The organism is Lysobacter gummosus (genome assembly GCF_001442805.1).
Lineage (GTDB): Bacteria > Pseudomonadota > Gammaproteobacteria > Xanthomonadales > Xanthomonadaceae > Lysobacter > Lysobacter gummosus.
Map to the genome: position 1 here is coordinate 344,628 of NZ_CP011131.1, position 13,937 is coordinate 358,564.

The 13,937-nt window shown below is 66.2% G+C and carries 13 protein-coding genes; 8 read left to right on the forward strand and 5 right to left on the reverse strand.

What is annotated here, in order from left to right; all coding sequences use genetic code 11:
• Window positions 1-262 precede the first annotated feature (262 nt).
• Together LG3211_RS01350 and LG3211_RS01355 are read right to left on the reverse strand one after the other, a co-directional pair.
• On the reverse strand, window positions 263-1,330 hold the full coding sequence (locus LG3211_RS01350; RefSeq protein WP_057941267.1) for a LacI family DNA-binding transcriptional regulator: 1,068 nt from the start codon (window positions 1,328-1,330) through the stop codon (window positions 263-265).
• A 32-nt stretch (window positions 1,331-1,362) separates the two neighbouring features.
• The gene (locus LG3211_RS01355; RefSeq protein WP_057941268.1) at window positions 1,363-1,599 is read right to left on the reverse strand and encodes a hypothetical protein; all 237 of its coding nucleotides are present in this window, start codon (window positions 1,597-1,599) and stop codon (window positions 1,363-1,365) included.
• A 104-nt stretch (window positions 1,600-1,703) separates the two neighbouring features.
• On the opposite strand from LG3211_RS01355, the gene LG3211_RS01360 reads away from it, so the two are divergent.
• Both LG3211_RS01360 and LG3211_RS01365 read left to right on the forward strand, forming a co-directional pair.
• Complete coding sequence (locus tag LG3211_RS01360) at window positions 1,704-3,107, forward strand: pectate lyase family protein (protein WP_083512229.1); 1,404 nt, start codon at window positions 1,704-1,706, stop codon at window positions 3,105-3,107.
• A 7-nt stretch (window positions 3,108-3,114) separates the two neighbouring features.
• Complete coding sequence (locus LG3211_RS01365) at window positions 3,115-4,701, forward strand: carboxylesterase/lipase family protein (protein ID WP_057941269.1); 1,587 nt, start codon at window positions 3,115-3,117, stop codon at window positions 4,699-4,701.
• On the opposite strand, the gene LG3211_RS01370 is transcribed toward LG3211_RS01365, so the two are convergent.
• The 3 genes from LG3211_RS01370 to LG3211_RS01380 form a co-directional block, all read right to left on the reverse strand.
• Window positions 4,698-5,495 carry a rhamnogalacturonan acetylesterase gene (locus LG3211_RS01370; protein WP_057941270.1) on the reverse strand — a complete coding sequence of 266 codons (798 nt, stop codon included), beginning with the start codon at window positions 5,493-5,495 and terminating at the stop codon, window positions 4,698-4,700. The two genes, LG3211_RS01365 and LG3211_RS01370, sit on opposite strands and share 4 nt — an antisense overlap.
• Before the next feature lie 98 nt (window positions 5,496-5,593).
• Entirely contained in the window at window positions 5,594-8,392 is a 2,799-nt protein-coding gene (locus LG3211_RS01375) for a TonB-dependent receptor (RefSeq protein ID WP_057941271.1), read from the reverse strand.
• Between the two features lie 402 nt (window positions 8,393-8,794).
• On the reverse strand, window positions 8,795-9,139 hold the full coding sequence (locus LG3211_RS01380; protein ID WP_057941272.1) for an ArsR/SmtB family transcription factor: 345 nt from the start codon (window positions 9,137-9,139) through the stop codon (window positions 8,795-8,797).
• A 40-nt stretch (window positions 9,140-9,179) separates the two neighbouring features.
• Between LG3211_RS01380 and arsH the strand changes: the two genes are divergently transcribed.
• From arsH to LG3211_RS01410, 6 genes are all read left to right on the forward strand, one after another.
• Entirely contained in the window at window positions 9,180-9,956 is a 777-nt protein-coding gene (arsH, locus tag LG3211_RS01385) for an arsenical resistance protein ArsH (RefSeq protein ID WP_057941273.1), read from the forward strand.
• 7 nt (window positions 9,957-9,963) lie between these two features.
• Window positions 9,964-10,383 carry an arsenate reductase (glutaredoxin) gene (gene arsC / locus LG3211_RS01390; protein WP_057941274.1) on the forward strand — a complete coding sequence of 140 codons (420 nt, stop codon included), beginning with the start codon at window positions 9,964-9,966 and terminating at the stop codon, window positions 10,381-10,383.
• A 247-nt stretch (window positions 10,384-10,630) separates the two neighbouring features.
• Window positions 10,631-10,939 carry a hypothetical protein gene (locus LG3211_RS01395; RefSeq protein WP_148648696.1) on the forward strand — a complete coding sequence of 103 codons (309 nt, stop codon included), beginning with the start codon at window positions 10,631-10,633 and terminating at the stop codon, window positions 10,937-10,939.
• A 6-nt stretch (window positions 10,940-10,945) separates the two neighbouring features.
• Window positions 10,946-12,007: a sensor histidine kinase gene (locus LG3211_RS01400; protein WP_083512230.1), complete on the forward strand. Its 1,062-nt coding sequence runs from the start codon at window positions 10,946-10,948 to the stop codon at window positions 12,005-12,007.
• Window positions 12,004-12,741 carry a LytR/AlgR family response regulator transcription factor gene (locus tag LG3211_RS01405; protein WP_057941277.1) on the forward strand — a complete coding sequence of 246 codons (738 nt, stop codon included), beginning with the start codon at window positions 12,004-12,006 and terminating at the stop codon, window positions 12,739-12,741. Before LG3211_RS01400 ends, LG3211_RS01405 begins: the two co-directional genes overlap by 4 nt.
• A 168-nt stretch (window positions 12,742-12,909) precedes the next feature.
• Window positions 12,910-13,875, forward strand: coding sequence for an alpha/beta fold hydrolase (locus LG3211_RS01410; RefSeq protein ID WP_057941278.1), 966 nt, complete (start codon window positions 12,910-12,912; stop codon window positions 13,873-13,875).
• Window positions 13,876-13,937: the final 62 nt, after the last annotated feature.

A 13,937-nucleotide genomic window follows, 5' to 3' on the forward strand; every position in this document is an offset into this window, starting at 1 on the left:
TGTCCGGATGGGGCGCGTGACAGGTCTTCTGGAACATCGAAGAACTCCCGGATGGCGCTCGCAGGCGGCGTGGGCGAGGGGCTTGGAGCGATTCTAGTCTCGAATGGCGACCGGTGTCATTTTGCCGGGCAATGCCATCGCGGGACGGTCAGAAGGCGAAGATTCGGCGGCTGGGCGGCGTAAGAGTGCGGCGGCCGTGCGGGCCGCGTCGTGCCTCAAGCTTCGAGGCGCCCGGCGGCCCGCAGCGCGACTCAGCGAAGCGTCAGCACGCCGGCGGCTGGCAGGAATCGCGCACGACCAGATGCGGGCGCACGCTGGCCGAGGCCACCGAAGCGGCGCCGGGCTCGGACTGCAGCAGCATCGACGCGGCGATCCGGCCCATGTCGCGCACCGGCAGCCGCACTGAACTCAACGCCGGCCACAAGCGCGACGCCAGCGGGCTGTCGTCGAAACCGACCACGGACAACTGCTGCGGAATGCTGATGCCGGCGCGCAGCGCGACCTTGTACACGCCCGCGGCCATTTCGTCGTTGCCGGCGAAGATCGCGCTGGGCCGCTGGTTGCCCGAGAGCAGCCGTTCCGCCGCGGCCACGCCCGATTCGAAGGTGTAGCCGGCTTCGACGATGCGCGCGGCCGGCAGTTCGATCCCGCGCTTGCTCAACGCCTCGACGAAACCGGAGGTGCGTTCGTGCGCGGAACGGTAGCTGGACGGGCCGGTGATCAGGGCGATATCGCGATGGCCCAGCGATTGCAGGTAATCGGCCGCTTCCGCGGCGCCGTCGCGGTCGTGGGTGATGACCATGCGCGAGGCTTCGTCCAGCGACACCGAGGCGATGCGCGAATAGCGGCAGCCGATGTCGGCGAGCATGTCGGCCAGCGCCTGGTCTTCCGACACGCGCGGCACCAGCATCACCCCGTGCAGCTTCTGCTGCTGGACGAAGCGGTGCACGCCGTCGATATAGCCCGGGTTGCGGCTGTCGCAGGGGTGCACGACCAGTTCGAAACCCGAGTCGCGGATCGCGTCGAGCGCGCCGTACTGCATGTTGACGATGTACTGCGCGGTCGGGTTGTCGTAGACCATGCCGATCAGGAACGAACGCCGGAACGCCAGCCCGCGCGCGAACGGATCGGGCGTGTAGTTGAACTGGCGCATCACCGCTTCGACCCGCTCGCGGGTTTCCTGGTGCACCAGCGGCGAATGGTTAAGCACCCGCGACACGGTTTTCTTCGACACGTCCGCCAGGCGCGCGATGTCGTTGATGGTCTTGGCCCGATCCGGGACCGTCCACGCCCGGGCCGGAGCAGGCGCTTCAGTTTTCTTGCGCGGCATGGGCGATGGAACCGGGGGAGCGTTGAGGGATTTTAGCCCGCCACGCCGGTTCGCAATGCCCGTTTCCGGCAGAGCCCCGCGCCGGCGCCAGCGCGCAGGATCATGCCGGCGGTGCGCGCCGCGCCTGTCACGGTTTCGAGGAAATCGCGCCAGCGCAGGTCGCGATAGACCCGCGCAGTGACCAGCAGCGCGACCGTCATCAGCAGTGCCGGCACGATGCCGGCGGCAGCAAGCGCATCGATAGGATCGCGAAAGAAGCGGTCCGCCATCCTCGAGTCGATTCCGGGCAAATCCTGTCGCTGGCTGTTGTATAGGAAACCGGTGTCATACGACAATCCGCTCGTATGCTTGGCTCACGACCTGGGAGGTTGGGATGGGGATCGGACACGTTCTATGGGGCCTGGTCGGCGCTGCCGCGCACGCGGGCCCGGCTCGTCATGGCAAAGGCGTCGCGCGAGGACTTCTGCTCGCCCTGCTGGCGGCCGCGCCGGCCGGCGTCATCGCAAAAGAGCGGATTGCACTGCAGAAGAACCCCGAATTGGCGTTTCCCGGCGCGCAGGGATGGGCGGCGCATACGCCCGCCGGTCGCGGCGGGAAACTGCTGCGGGTGACCACGTTGGCGTCCACCGGGCCGGGCTCGTTCGCCGAAGCCATCGCCTCGCCCGGGCCGCGGATCGTGGTGTTCGAGGTCGCCGGTGTGATCGATCTGGAACGCAAGGAGCTGCGGATCAGCGAGCCGTATTTGACCATCGCTGGACAAACCGCTCCCCAGCCCGGAATCACCTTCATCCGCGGCGGCCTGACCATCGCCACCCACGACGTGGTGATCCGCCATATCCGCGTGCGCCCCGGCGAAGCGGGTCTGGCCAAGCGCGCCGGCGTGGACTTCGACGCGATCAACACGGTGCGCGGCGCGGCCGACGTGATCGTCGACCACTGCTCGTTGACCTGGGCCACCGATGAGAACCTGTCGGCCTCCAGCACGCGTTTCTTCGGCGAAAGCCAGGCCGACTGGATGCGCGCCGCGTCCAGGCGGATCACCTTCAGCAACAACCTGATCGCCGAGGGCCTGGCCAACGCCACCCACGGCAAGGGCGAGCACTCCAAGGGCTCGCTGATCCACGACCACGTCAACGACGTGCTGATCGTCGGCAATCTGTACGCGCACAACTACGAGCGCAACCCGCTGTTCAAGGGCGGCGCGCGCGGACAGGTGATCAACAACCTGATCTACAACCCCGGCCAGCGCGCCGTGCACTACAACCTGATCGCCGAGGAATGGCTGGGCCATCCTTACTCGGTCGGGCAGATGGCGGTGCGCGGCAATGTGATGCGCGCCGGTCCCTCGACGCAGACGCTGGCGTTCTTCAGCATCGGCGGGTCGGGCGATCTGGACTACTACGCCGACGACAATCTGGTCGTCGATCGCATCGGCCAACCGCTGCCGCAGACCGGACGCTACACCACCGCGCCGGTGAAATTGCACGAACTCGCGCAGGCGCCGGAACTTCCCTTCGGGGTGAGGTTGCTGCCGTCGGCGCAGGTGCAGGATGCGGTGGTGGCCGACGCCGGTGCGCGGCCCTGGGATCGCGACGACATCGATCGCCGCATCCTGGCCGACACCATCGAGGGCCGCGGCAAGATCATCGACAGCGAGAACGAAGTCGGCGGCTATCCCAAAGTCGAGCCGACCCGGCAGGCGTTCGTGCCCGCCGATTGGGACCTGGCGACGATGGAGCCGTTGAAGCCGCTGCCGCGCCGCGCGCCGTTGCGCTGAGGCCCGCATGCACCGGCGCGATGTGCTCAAGGCGATAGCGGGCGGCGCCGCGGCCGCGGGCTGGATGCCGCATGCCGCGTTCGCCGGCGGCGGCGGCACCGCGCCGCTGGCCGACACGCGCAGCGGCCGTATCCGCGGCTATCGCGACCGCGGCATTCAGGTATTCAAGGGCGTGCCCTACGGCGCCGACACCGCCGCGCGCCGCTTCATGCCGGCGTTGCGCGAGGTCCCCTGGCAGGGCGTGCGCGATGCCGTCGAATACGCGGCGTCCGCGCCGCAGAAGCGCGCCGACGGCCGCATCAGCGAAGACTGCCTGTACTTGAACGTATTCACGCCGGCATTGCGCGACGGTGCCCGCCGGCCGGTTCTGGTCTACCTGCATGGCGGCGGCTACGACAGCGGCTCGGGCAGCAGCCCGCTGTACGACGGCGTCAACCTGTGCCGGCGCGGCGATGCGGTGGTGATCACGCTCAATCATCGCCTCAACGCCTTCGGCTATCTGTATCTGGCGCAACTCGGCGACGACCGCTTCGCCTGGTCCGGCAACGTCGGCCAGTTGGACCTGATCCAGGCGCTGACCTGGGTGCGCGAGCACGCGGCCGAGTTCGGCGGCGACGCCGCGAACGTCACCGTGTTCGGCCAATCCGGCGGCGGCGCCAAGATCGCCAGCCTGATGGCGATGCCGGCCGCGCGCGGCCTGTTCCATCGCGCCATGACCATGAGCGGGCAGCAGGTCACCGCGGCCGGTCCGCGCGCGGCGACCCAGCGCGCGCAGCGTTTCCTCGATGAGCTGAGCATCGCGCCGAAGGATCTGCAACGCCTTTGCACGCTGCCGTTCGAACGTCTGGTCGAAGCGAGCCGGCTGCGCGATCCCTCGCCGATCGAAGACATGTCGCTGTACTTCGGCCCGGTGCTCGACGCGAAGTCGCTGCACCGTCATCCGTTCTACCCCGAGGCGCCCGGGCAATCGGCGCAGATCCCGATGCTGATCGGCAACACCCGCGACGAAACCCGCGCCTTCCTCGGCCACGAGGCGGCCAACTTCGACTTGAGCTGGGAGCAGTTGCCGGACAAGTTGCGCGATCATCAGTACGTCGATCTGGACCCGCACACGGTGATCGCCGAATACCGGCGGCTGTACTCCGACTACACGCCGTCGCAGGTGTTCTTCGCCGCGACCACGGCCGGGCGTTCGTGGCGCGCGGCGATTCTCGAAGCCGAAGCGCGCGCGCGCCAGGGCGCGCCGACCTGGGTCTATCAACTCGATTGGGGCTCGCCGCTGAATCAAGGCCGCTTCGGCGCCATGCACACGCTGGATATCGCGCTGGTGTTCGACAACACCGCGCAGCCGGGTGCGAATACCGGCGACGGCGCGCAGGCGCGGACGATGGCCGGATTGATGAGCGATGCGCTGCTGGCCCTGGCGCGCCATGGCGACCCGGGCCACGCCGGGCTGCCCGCATGGCCTCAGTACTCGCTGCAACAGCGCCAGACGCTGTTGTTCGATGTCCCGCCGCGGCTGGCGCACGATCCTCGCGGCGGCGAACGCCGGCTTTACGAGCGCGCGCCGTTTATCCAGCGCGGAACGTTCTAGCGCGGCGAAGGCGTGACGGCGCCGCGCGCGCGCAGGCATCGCGCCGGCAGCGGCCGTTTCAGCATCCGGCTCAGCGGCAGGCGCAGCGAACGCAAGCCGTCGGCGACTTCGGCGGCCATGCAGCGCGCGCCCAGCGGCGAGAAATGGGTGTCGTCCTGCAGGCCCTCGGGGTAGTTGGCGCTGTCGCCGGGCCGCAGCCACAGGAACAGGCGCTTGGAATCCTCCGCGCCCTGCGAGGCCAGCACGGCCTCGCTGCGCCGTTCCAGATCGATCAAGGCCACCTCGCGCTCGGCCGCGACCGCACGCACGATGTCCGGGTACTCGCCGTGGCTGTGCGCCACCGCGCCGGCCGGATCGAATCGTCGCCGCGCGACCGGGGTGAGCAAGATCGCGGTGGCGCCGCGGGCGCGGGCCTGATCGACGAAGCGTTCCAGATTGCTTCGATAGTCGGCCGGCGGCGTGTAGCGGTCGAGCTTGTTCCGGGATTGGTCGTTGTGGCCGAACTGGATCAAGACGTAGTCGCCGGCCACTACGCTATCGAGCAGCGCCTGCCACCGGCCTTCGTCGATGAACGTGCGCGTGCTGCGTCCGTTCATGGCGCGATTGTCGATGCGGACGCGGCCGTCGGCGAAAGCCTCGCCGATGGCTTCGCCCCAACCGGTTTCCGGGCGTTTTTCCGCGCGCTTTATCGCGATGGTGGAGTCGCCGGCCAAGTGCAGCGTCGGCGCATCGACGGCGATCGCGTTAGTCGGCAAACCGCCCAGCCACAGGGCGAGCAATGCGATCGTGCGCATGGGCGCCAAGCCGATGGGGTGTGCCGTCACCCGCGCGATGGCTTGCGGCCATCGCGCGAGGAAACCCGGGCGCGGGTTCCGGGGCGCCACCGGGCGCGTCACAACTTGAATCGCAAACCAAGGAAATACTGGCGCCCGGTGTGGTGATAGACCGAGACCCGATCGGCAGCCGAATCGACCCACTGGTCGTTGTACTCGTCGGTGAGGTTGAGCCCTTCCAGGGTCAGCTCCAACTGCTCGTTGATCTTCCACGAGGCCGACATGTCGATGGTGGTCGTGCCCTTGGTGCCTTCGACATCGGCGTTGTTGCGGCCGGGCACGGTGGTCAGGTAGTCGTCGCGATACGCGGCCGACACGCGTGCGCTGAAGCGTTCGCCTTCGTAGTAGAGCGTCGCGTTGTAGGCGTTCTTGGACAGGCCCACCAGATCGGTCTTGAGCGACGAGGCGCCGGCCGCGGTGACGTACTGGATCTTCGAATCGACGTAGGTGTAATTGAACTGCACGCCGAAGTCGTGCCAGAAACTCGGCAGGAAGGTGAAGGGCTGCTGGTAGCTCAGCTCCAGGCCGCGCAGTTTTCCGCCCGGCGTGTTGACCGGAATGTTGAACTGGAATTCGTCCGTCGGCAGCGCGCCGGTTCCGGCCAGCAGCTCGTCGGGAAGGCCGGAGGTGTTGTAGGGCCGGATCTCGCGCGAGGTCTGCACGAAGGTATCGATGTCCTTGTAGAACAACCCCAGTCCCAGCAGGGATTCTTCCGCGAAGTACCACTCCAGGCCCAGGTCGTAGGTCTTGGCGCGGAACGGTTCGAGCAGCGGATTGCCGCCGGCCACCACCCGATTGCCGCCGCTCACGCTCACCGTCACGCCCGGGGTGAGATTGCCCAAGCCCGGTCGCGACATGACCTTGGAGGCGCCGAAGCGGATCAGGAAATCCGGCGTGATGTCGGCGACCAGATTCAACGAGGGCAGGGTGTCGCTGTAGTCGCGATTCACCGTGGTCAGGACCGGCGTGGCGCCGGCCAGGGCGAAACCGGTGGAGGACTGCTTGGTCTTGACGTGGCGCACGCCGAAATTGCCGCTCAGCGGGATCCGGCCCACCTGGGTGGAGAAATCGGCCTGGAGGTAGTAGCCCAGGTCTTTTTCCTCGACGCTGCGATTGTTGCCGCGCGCGCTGGCGACATCGGGCGAGACCGCGAAGATCCCGCTGTTGCTGTAGATGCCGAACAACCGGTTGAACGCGTCGATGTCCGGAATCAGCCAGCTCGAATCGTTGTTGCCGCCCACGCTGGTGCCTTGCAGGCCGACTTGTTGAGTCAGGTCCGCCAGGTTCGTGCCGGGCGGCAGCGCCGGCACCGCCAGTTCCGATGCGCGCCGGCTCTCGCTGCTCTGGAACTGGTACTTCTTGGATTGCACGCCGCCTTTGATCTTGAAGCCCGGAGCTACGTTCCAGCGGAAATCCAGTTGCCGATTGTCGAAGGTGTTCTCCGAGGCCTGCGGACGCAGGCGGATTTCCGATACGCCGTTGGCGAAGCTCCAGGCGTTGGGATCGTTGACGTCGAAGCCGTTGTCGATCACCGGCAGGCGGCTGTTGCCGCGGTAGTCGTAGCTGTAGCCCTGCACGTTGTTGCGATCCAGGGTGACCGTGGTCTGGATCGGGTTGTCGAACTCGGACTTGGCCCGGCCGATCTGGCCGCTGAGCGCGAAGTCGTCGCTGAACTTGTGCTCGCCGTAGAAGTTGGCTTGGGTGAACTTGGTGGTGAGTTCGTCGTAACGCGCTTCCGACCGCACGTCCACGTTGTTGAAACGGCCGTAGACCAGGTTGCCGTGCTCGTCGACTTCGCCGTCGAGCACCACGGTCTGCGGCTTGCCGGTACCGGTGCGGCTGAAGGAAATGCCGTTGAGGAAGTTCTCCGTGCGGGTCGCGTCGAACTTGGCGTACAGCAAGTCCAGGCCCAACTCGGTCTTGTCGCTGACCTTGAACTGCAACGCGCTGGTGACGCCCAGCCGTTGTTGATCGTGTTCCATCACCCCGTAACGCGGAATCCGCGGGTGGAAGGTGGTCGGAAGGCGCGCGGCCGCGAACGGCGAACTGGCGGCGAATCCGCCGCTGCTTGGCCCGTTGTCCCAGCGCACGGTGCTGTGTCCTTCTTCGGTCAGGCGGCGGTCGGTGTAGGCCACCGACAGCAGCGCGCCGAAGCGGCCGTCCATCCAGGTGTTGCTGATCAGCGCGGTGGCGCGCGGATCGGTGTCCTTGGACAAATCGTTGTAACCCAGCTGGCCGCCGGCGACGAAGGTCAATCCGTCGTAGTCGAACGGCCGCGCGGTCTGCAGATCCACGGTGGCGCCGAGCGAGCCTTCCTCGACGTCGGCCGACGCGGTCTTGCGAACCTTGAGGCTGTTGAACAACTCCGAGGCGAAGACATTGAAGTCGAAGCCGCGGCCGCGGTTGGCGCCGCCGGAACTGTCGGTGCCGCCGGCGGTGGTCAGCGCCTCCATGCCGTTGATGCGAACCCGGGTGAAGTCGGGTCCGAGGCCGCGCACCGAAATCTGCCGGCCTTCGCCGGCATCGCGCGCGATCGATACGCCCGGGATGCGTTGCAGCGATTCGGCCAGATTGAGGTCGGGAAAGTCCGCGATGTCCTCGGCGACGATCGCATCGACCACGCCGACTTCCTCGCGCTTGATGTCCAGCGCCTGCTGCAGGCTGGCGCGGAAGCCGGTAACGACCACCGCGTCCAGGTTCTTCGCGTCCTCGACCGGTGCCGCGTCCGCTTGCGCGGCCGGTGCCGGCGCGGCGGTCGTCTGCGCGCGGGCGGTCACCGGTGCGATCGACAAGGCCAGCGCGATCGCGCCGGCCAGCATGGTAACCGGTGTCTTTTCAATCACTGACTGCACTTGCATTCCGCTCCCCTCCCAAAGGTGCCAGGCCGCTTTTGCGCGGCCTTGGCGGGCTTTCTGCGCCTGTCATGGTGTCCCTGAATGAAAATGACACCGCTGGTCAAAACCCTAACAAAACCTGGAGCGAACAGCATGCTGCGGTGCGCCAATGCTTTCGGGAGCCCGGTCACGCATAACCGGGCTGGCGGCTTGGGGAGGCCGAATGAGGCCCGGGCAGTGTGTTTCGGCGGGCAGTGACCCAGGCATGCGGCGCCGGCGGACGGGGCGGTCTTGCCTGCGGGAGCGGGCGCTTCGTCAGACAAGCAAGCCGTCGCGAACACGACGAGCATGCGCGCCGACCCGGGCAGATCGGCCAGAACAAACCGGCCGCTGGCCGGGCGGCCACGATGTCGTCAGGGGGCTGTCTTACGCGGCGCTGGCAGGTGCCGGCGAACAACGCTGCGCGCCGGGCGCGCAGACCTCGGTATCGCCTCCGCAGCAATTGCGGGTCAGAAATTCGATCAAGCCGTTCATCGCCGCGAAGTCGGCGCGGTAATTGACGTAGCGGCCCCGGGCTTCGCCCTGGATCAGGCCGGCGGCCGCCAGTTCCTTGAGATGAAACGACAAGGTGGCGCCGGGCAGCGACAGCGCCTGCGCCAGTTCGCCGGCCATGCGGCCGCCAGGGCCGGCCTGGACCAGTTCCCGGAAGATCGCGAGCCGCGAGGCGTGCCCGAGCGCGGCCAGGGATTGGGTTGCTTTCATCATTTCCATTAATCTAGAATAATGGAATAGACAGCCGCGAGCAACCTTTATGACCGATCCGCAGTTGCCCCATATCGATACGAACGCGCTGGAGATGCCCGACCCGATCCGGCTCAGCGCGGCCGCGCACCCGCCGCGCATCCTGATCCTGTACGGCTCGCTGCGTCCCCAGTCCTTCAGCCGCAAGCTGGCGCTGGAAGCCGAGCGATTGCTGCAGCGCTTCGGCGCGGACACCCGCGTGTTCGATCCGCACGAGTTGCCGATGCTGGACAGCGTCGCGGCCACGCATCCCAAAGTGCAGGAACTGCGCGCGCTGTCGTTGTGGTCGGAAGGCCAGGTGTGGGTGAGCCCGGAACGGCACGGCGGCGTGACCGCGGTGTTCAAGAACCAGATCGACTGGTTGCCGCTGGAAGAAGGCAGCGTACGCCCGACACAGGGCCGCACCCTGGCGGTGATGCAGGTCTGCGGTGGCTCGCAGTCGTTCAACGTGGTCAATGCCTTGCGCCTGCTGGGGCGCTGGATGCGCATGATCACCATCCCGAATCAATCGTCGGTGGCCAAGGCGTGGCAGGAATTCGATGAGCATGGCCGGATGAAGCCGTCGTCGTACTACGACCGCGTGGTCGATGTCATGGAAGAGCTGGTGAAGTTCACGCTGCTCACTCGCGATCGCGCCGATTACCTCACCGACCGCTACAGCGAACGCAAGGGCGATTTGGCGGCGCGACAACTGGCGATGGCCGCCGCGGCGGTCGAAACCGCCGCCGCCGCGATCGCTCCGGCGCCCACCCGCCCGACGCCCTGCTGCGCGGGCGCTTGCAACTGAGGCCGACATGCACGCCGTCATCTATCACAACGCGCAATGCGGAACCTCGCGCAACACGCTGGCGTTGATCCGCCATGCCGGCATCGAGCCGCAGGTGATCGACTACCTGCGCGATCCGCCCAGCCGCGAGCGTCTGCGCGAACTGATCGCCGGCGCCGGCCTGAGCGTGCGCGAGGCCATCCGCCAGAACGGCACGCCGTATCTGGATCTGGGCCTGGATGATCCGAGCCTGAGCGATGAGGCCTTGCTCGACGCGATGCTGCGCACGCCGATACTGATCAATCGTCCGTTCGTGCAGACCGACAAGGGCATTCGCTTGTGTCGTCCGTCGGAAGCGGTGCTGGACCTGTTGCCGCCGGTGACCGGCCCGTTCGTGAAGGAAGACGGCGAAGTGGTCATCGACAGCAGCGGCCGACGCGTCCGCTAGCCGCGGCGATCGGGGGCGTCGGCCGGCCGTCGGCCGCGCCGTGGTCGTTCGGCGAAGAATACGGGCTCGCTGGCGAGCCGGGTGACCAGGGGCAACGTGCGCCATGTGCGGGGGCACGCATTCCCCCTCCCGCGGGCTTATTGGCCGCGAATCGTTGAATATGCTCAGCTGGGCCATCCATCATGGCCACAGTCGCCGCTCCGCGGGCCAAGCAGCGGTGGCGACGCCGCCCAGGGAGTGAAAGCGAATGCCGATCGATCCGGTAATAGTCGCCGCGATAATCGCCGAAATGATCGCGATAGAGAATCGAATGCCGATCGATGTCTCCGAAATCGTCGCGATCCTGCTCGCAGGGGTGATTATCGTCTGCGTGGCGATCGTCGCCGCCGGCTGGGCGGTCGTCAGTCTGTGGAAACGGCGCAGGACGTTACGGGAAGCGCAGACTTCAAATCGCACCGGATCGGGCGTTGGCGCGAAGGCGGTGATGGCGCCTCCTGGAGCCGCTGCCCCGCAGCCGCCGCAGCCGGCCGGTCCTGACGCGTTCGATCGAAAATAATCCGCCATGCAACGACAAACGGCTTTGACGTGGGCTTGGGCGAGTGCCTGGTGGCTGCTCACCGGGCTGGTATGGACCGGGCAGATGTATGAGGCCTTTTCCGGGCAGGTCGCCTCGTCCTACCTGCTGCGCACGGAGATGGCCAAGGCGGTCCTATGGATCCCGCTCACCATGTTTCTTATCTGGTGGGTGGGTCGCCATCCCATAGAGCGCGGCACCACGATCCGGTCGATTGGATGGCTGGCCCTGGCCGTGGCCGGAATCATCGTGATGCGCGCCGTGTGCGTGGCTTCTTTCAATCCATGGATCGGCTGGCATGCCCAGTTGCCCGGTTGGCCCGCACTGCTGCGCACTAGCTTTCTCAGCAACTTGCTTACCGCCTGGATGATCATTGGCGTAGCGCACGCGCTGTTGTTCGCGCGGCGCGAACGGCTGCGTCAACAACAGCATGCCGAACTGCATTCGCAACTGTCGCAGGCGCGCTTCGAAGCGCTCGCGGCGCGGCTCGATCCGCACTTCCTGTTCAATGCGCTGCATTCCATCAGCGAGGTGATGCATCGCGACGTGGCTGCCGCTGACCGCATGGTGGTGGGGCTTGGCGGCTTGCTGCGACAGAGCATCGACGGCGCGGCGACACAGCACGCTACGCTGGGAGAGCAGATCGAATTGCTCGAAGACTATGTAGGCATTGAACAGGTCCGGTTGGGTGCGCGGCTGCGTTTTTACCTGGATGCGGATGAGTCGCTTTATTCCGTCATGGTGCCGCGGCTTTTATTGCAACCCCTGGTCGAGAATGCGATCCGCTACGCGATTGCTCCATCCGTGGAACCCGGAAGCATCCGCGTCACCGCCGAGCGCCGCGAGAATCGGCTGCTTCTCAAGGTTTGCGATGATGGCAGCGGCGGGGCGATCGTGCTGCCGGGGCAAGGCGTCGGATTGGCGAGCGCGCGTGCGCGATTGCAATGCCTCTTCGGCGATGACTTCCGCTTCCAGGTGGAGACATCGCCCGCCAGTGGCACCTGCGTTGCTATCGACCTGCCGTTGCAGCGGCTTTCGGAGGCGGTATGACTGGGCCTATACGCGCCATCGTGGTGGATGACGAGCCGATGGCGCTGGCTCGCCTGTCGCGCCTGTTGCGCGAGGAGGATGGGGTTGAAGTCGTCGCGGAATGCGAAGAGGGAATTTCCGCCGTGGCGGCGCTTCGCACTCACTGCCCTGACGTCGCTTTCCTCGACATTCGCATGCCCGGAATCGATGGACTGCGGCTGTCCGCCAACGCCGCTACCAGCGACACGTGCGTGGTGTATGTGACCGCTCATTCCGAGCATGCGGTGCATGCGTTCGAGACCGGCGCGGTCGACTATTTGCTGAAGCCGTTCACCGTGCGCCGCTTGCAGGCCACGCTGGCGCGTCTGCGCGAGCGCTTGAATGCACGCAGGCCGGCCTTCCCCGAGCGTCTTTCGTTGCAGTCCGGTGCTCGCTTACGCTCGGTACCGGTACACGCCATAGATTCGCTGATAGCCAGCGCCAACTATGTTCATGTGCACTGTGGACATGAGCGACTGGTGGCCAGGGAAACGCTGACGGCCATCGAAGCCAGGCTCGATCCCTCGCAGTTCGTCCGCATCCATCGCTCGCGCGTTGTCCGCATCGGCGCGGTGCGGGACATGGAACTATTGCCGTCAGGGCAGTATCTGCTTCGTCTGCATAACGGCCAGAAATTATCCGGAGGGCGAAGCTATCGCGACCGGTTGCGAAAGGCGCTGGGAATTTCAGCCCCGGGCGCGTCGGAAGCTTTCTGAGGTTTTGGGGTGCCGTCCTGAGCGCAGATGCTGGCGGTCCGGCGGCATACGGGCAATTGCCGCTCACGCGCGAATTCAAGTCGTTCGTCCCTGATGGCTTGTCCCGGCCACGCAAGCGCGGTTCGATCCGAATCATTGAACCTCTGGCGCTGCGGCATAGGAGCTGAGATGAAACGACGGGCCTTTTTAGGCGCCTGCGCGTCGATCGCGGGGGCTGCCGTCCTTTCCGCCTGCCGCACGACGCCGGGCAAGACTGCGATAGCATTGGATGCGACGAGGTTCGCCGCTCTTCGCCGCTTTGCCGAAACGCCGTTTGGACGCATCGCCTATGTAGAGATGGGCACCGGTCCCGCGGCGCTGTTCCTCCACGGCCTGCCGTTGAATGGCTTCCATTGGCGTGGATCGCTTGCGCTGCTTTCCTCTCATCGGCGGTGCATGGCACCGGACTTCATGGGACTCGGCTATACGGAGGTTTCAGAGAAACAAAACCTCTCCCCGCAGGCGCAAGCCGACATGCTTGTGGCGTTTCTCGATGGCCTTTCGATTCCGGCGGTCGATCTGGTCGCCAACGACAGCGGCGGCACGATCGCGCAGCTGCTCGCGACACAACACCCGCAGCGGGTGCGCACGATGCTTCTGACCAATTGCGATGTGCACGAGAACTGCCCGCCCATGCAGATGCGCAATTCGATCAACGCCGCCAGGGCCGGCACTTACGACCAGAAGATGCAGCGGCATCTGGACGATCGGGTTTATGCCCGTTCGGAAAAGGGCATCATCGGCTCGGCCTACATGAACCCGATGCAGGTCACAGACGAAGCGCTTGAGTACTATTTCAAGCCGCTGGTCGCATCCTCGCTACGCAGGTCCCAGCTCAATGGGTATCTGGTGGCGCTCGACCCCAATCCCTTGCTCGCGATCGAGCCGGCCCTACGTCGGTTGAGCGCGCCCACACGCATGGTATGGGGCACGGCAGACCCGCTCTTTCCGACTTCGTGGGCGGCATGGCTCGATAAGACCCTGCCTGAATCCCGTGGCATTCGGCTGGTGCAAGGTGGGAAGCTGTTCTGGCCCGAGGAAATGCCCGGGCTGGTCGCCGAAGAGGCGCGGGCGTTGTGGGGCGTGCAGGCGTGAGGCCGGGGTTGCCAGATGCATCGGCTAATGTCCTATCGACCCGTAGCGGACGCTCGAAGGCA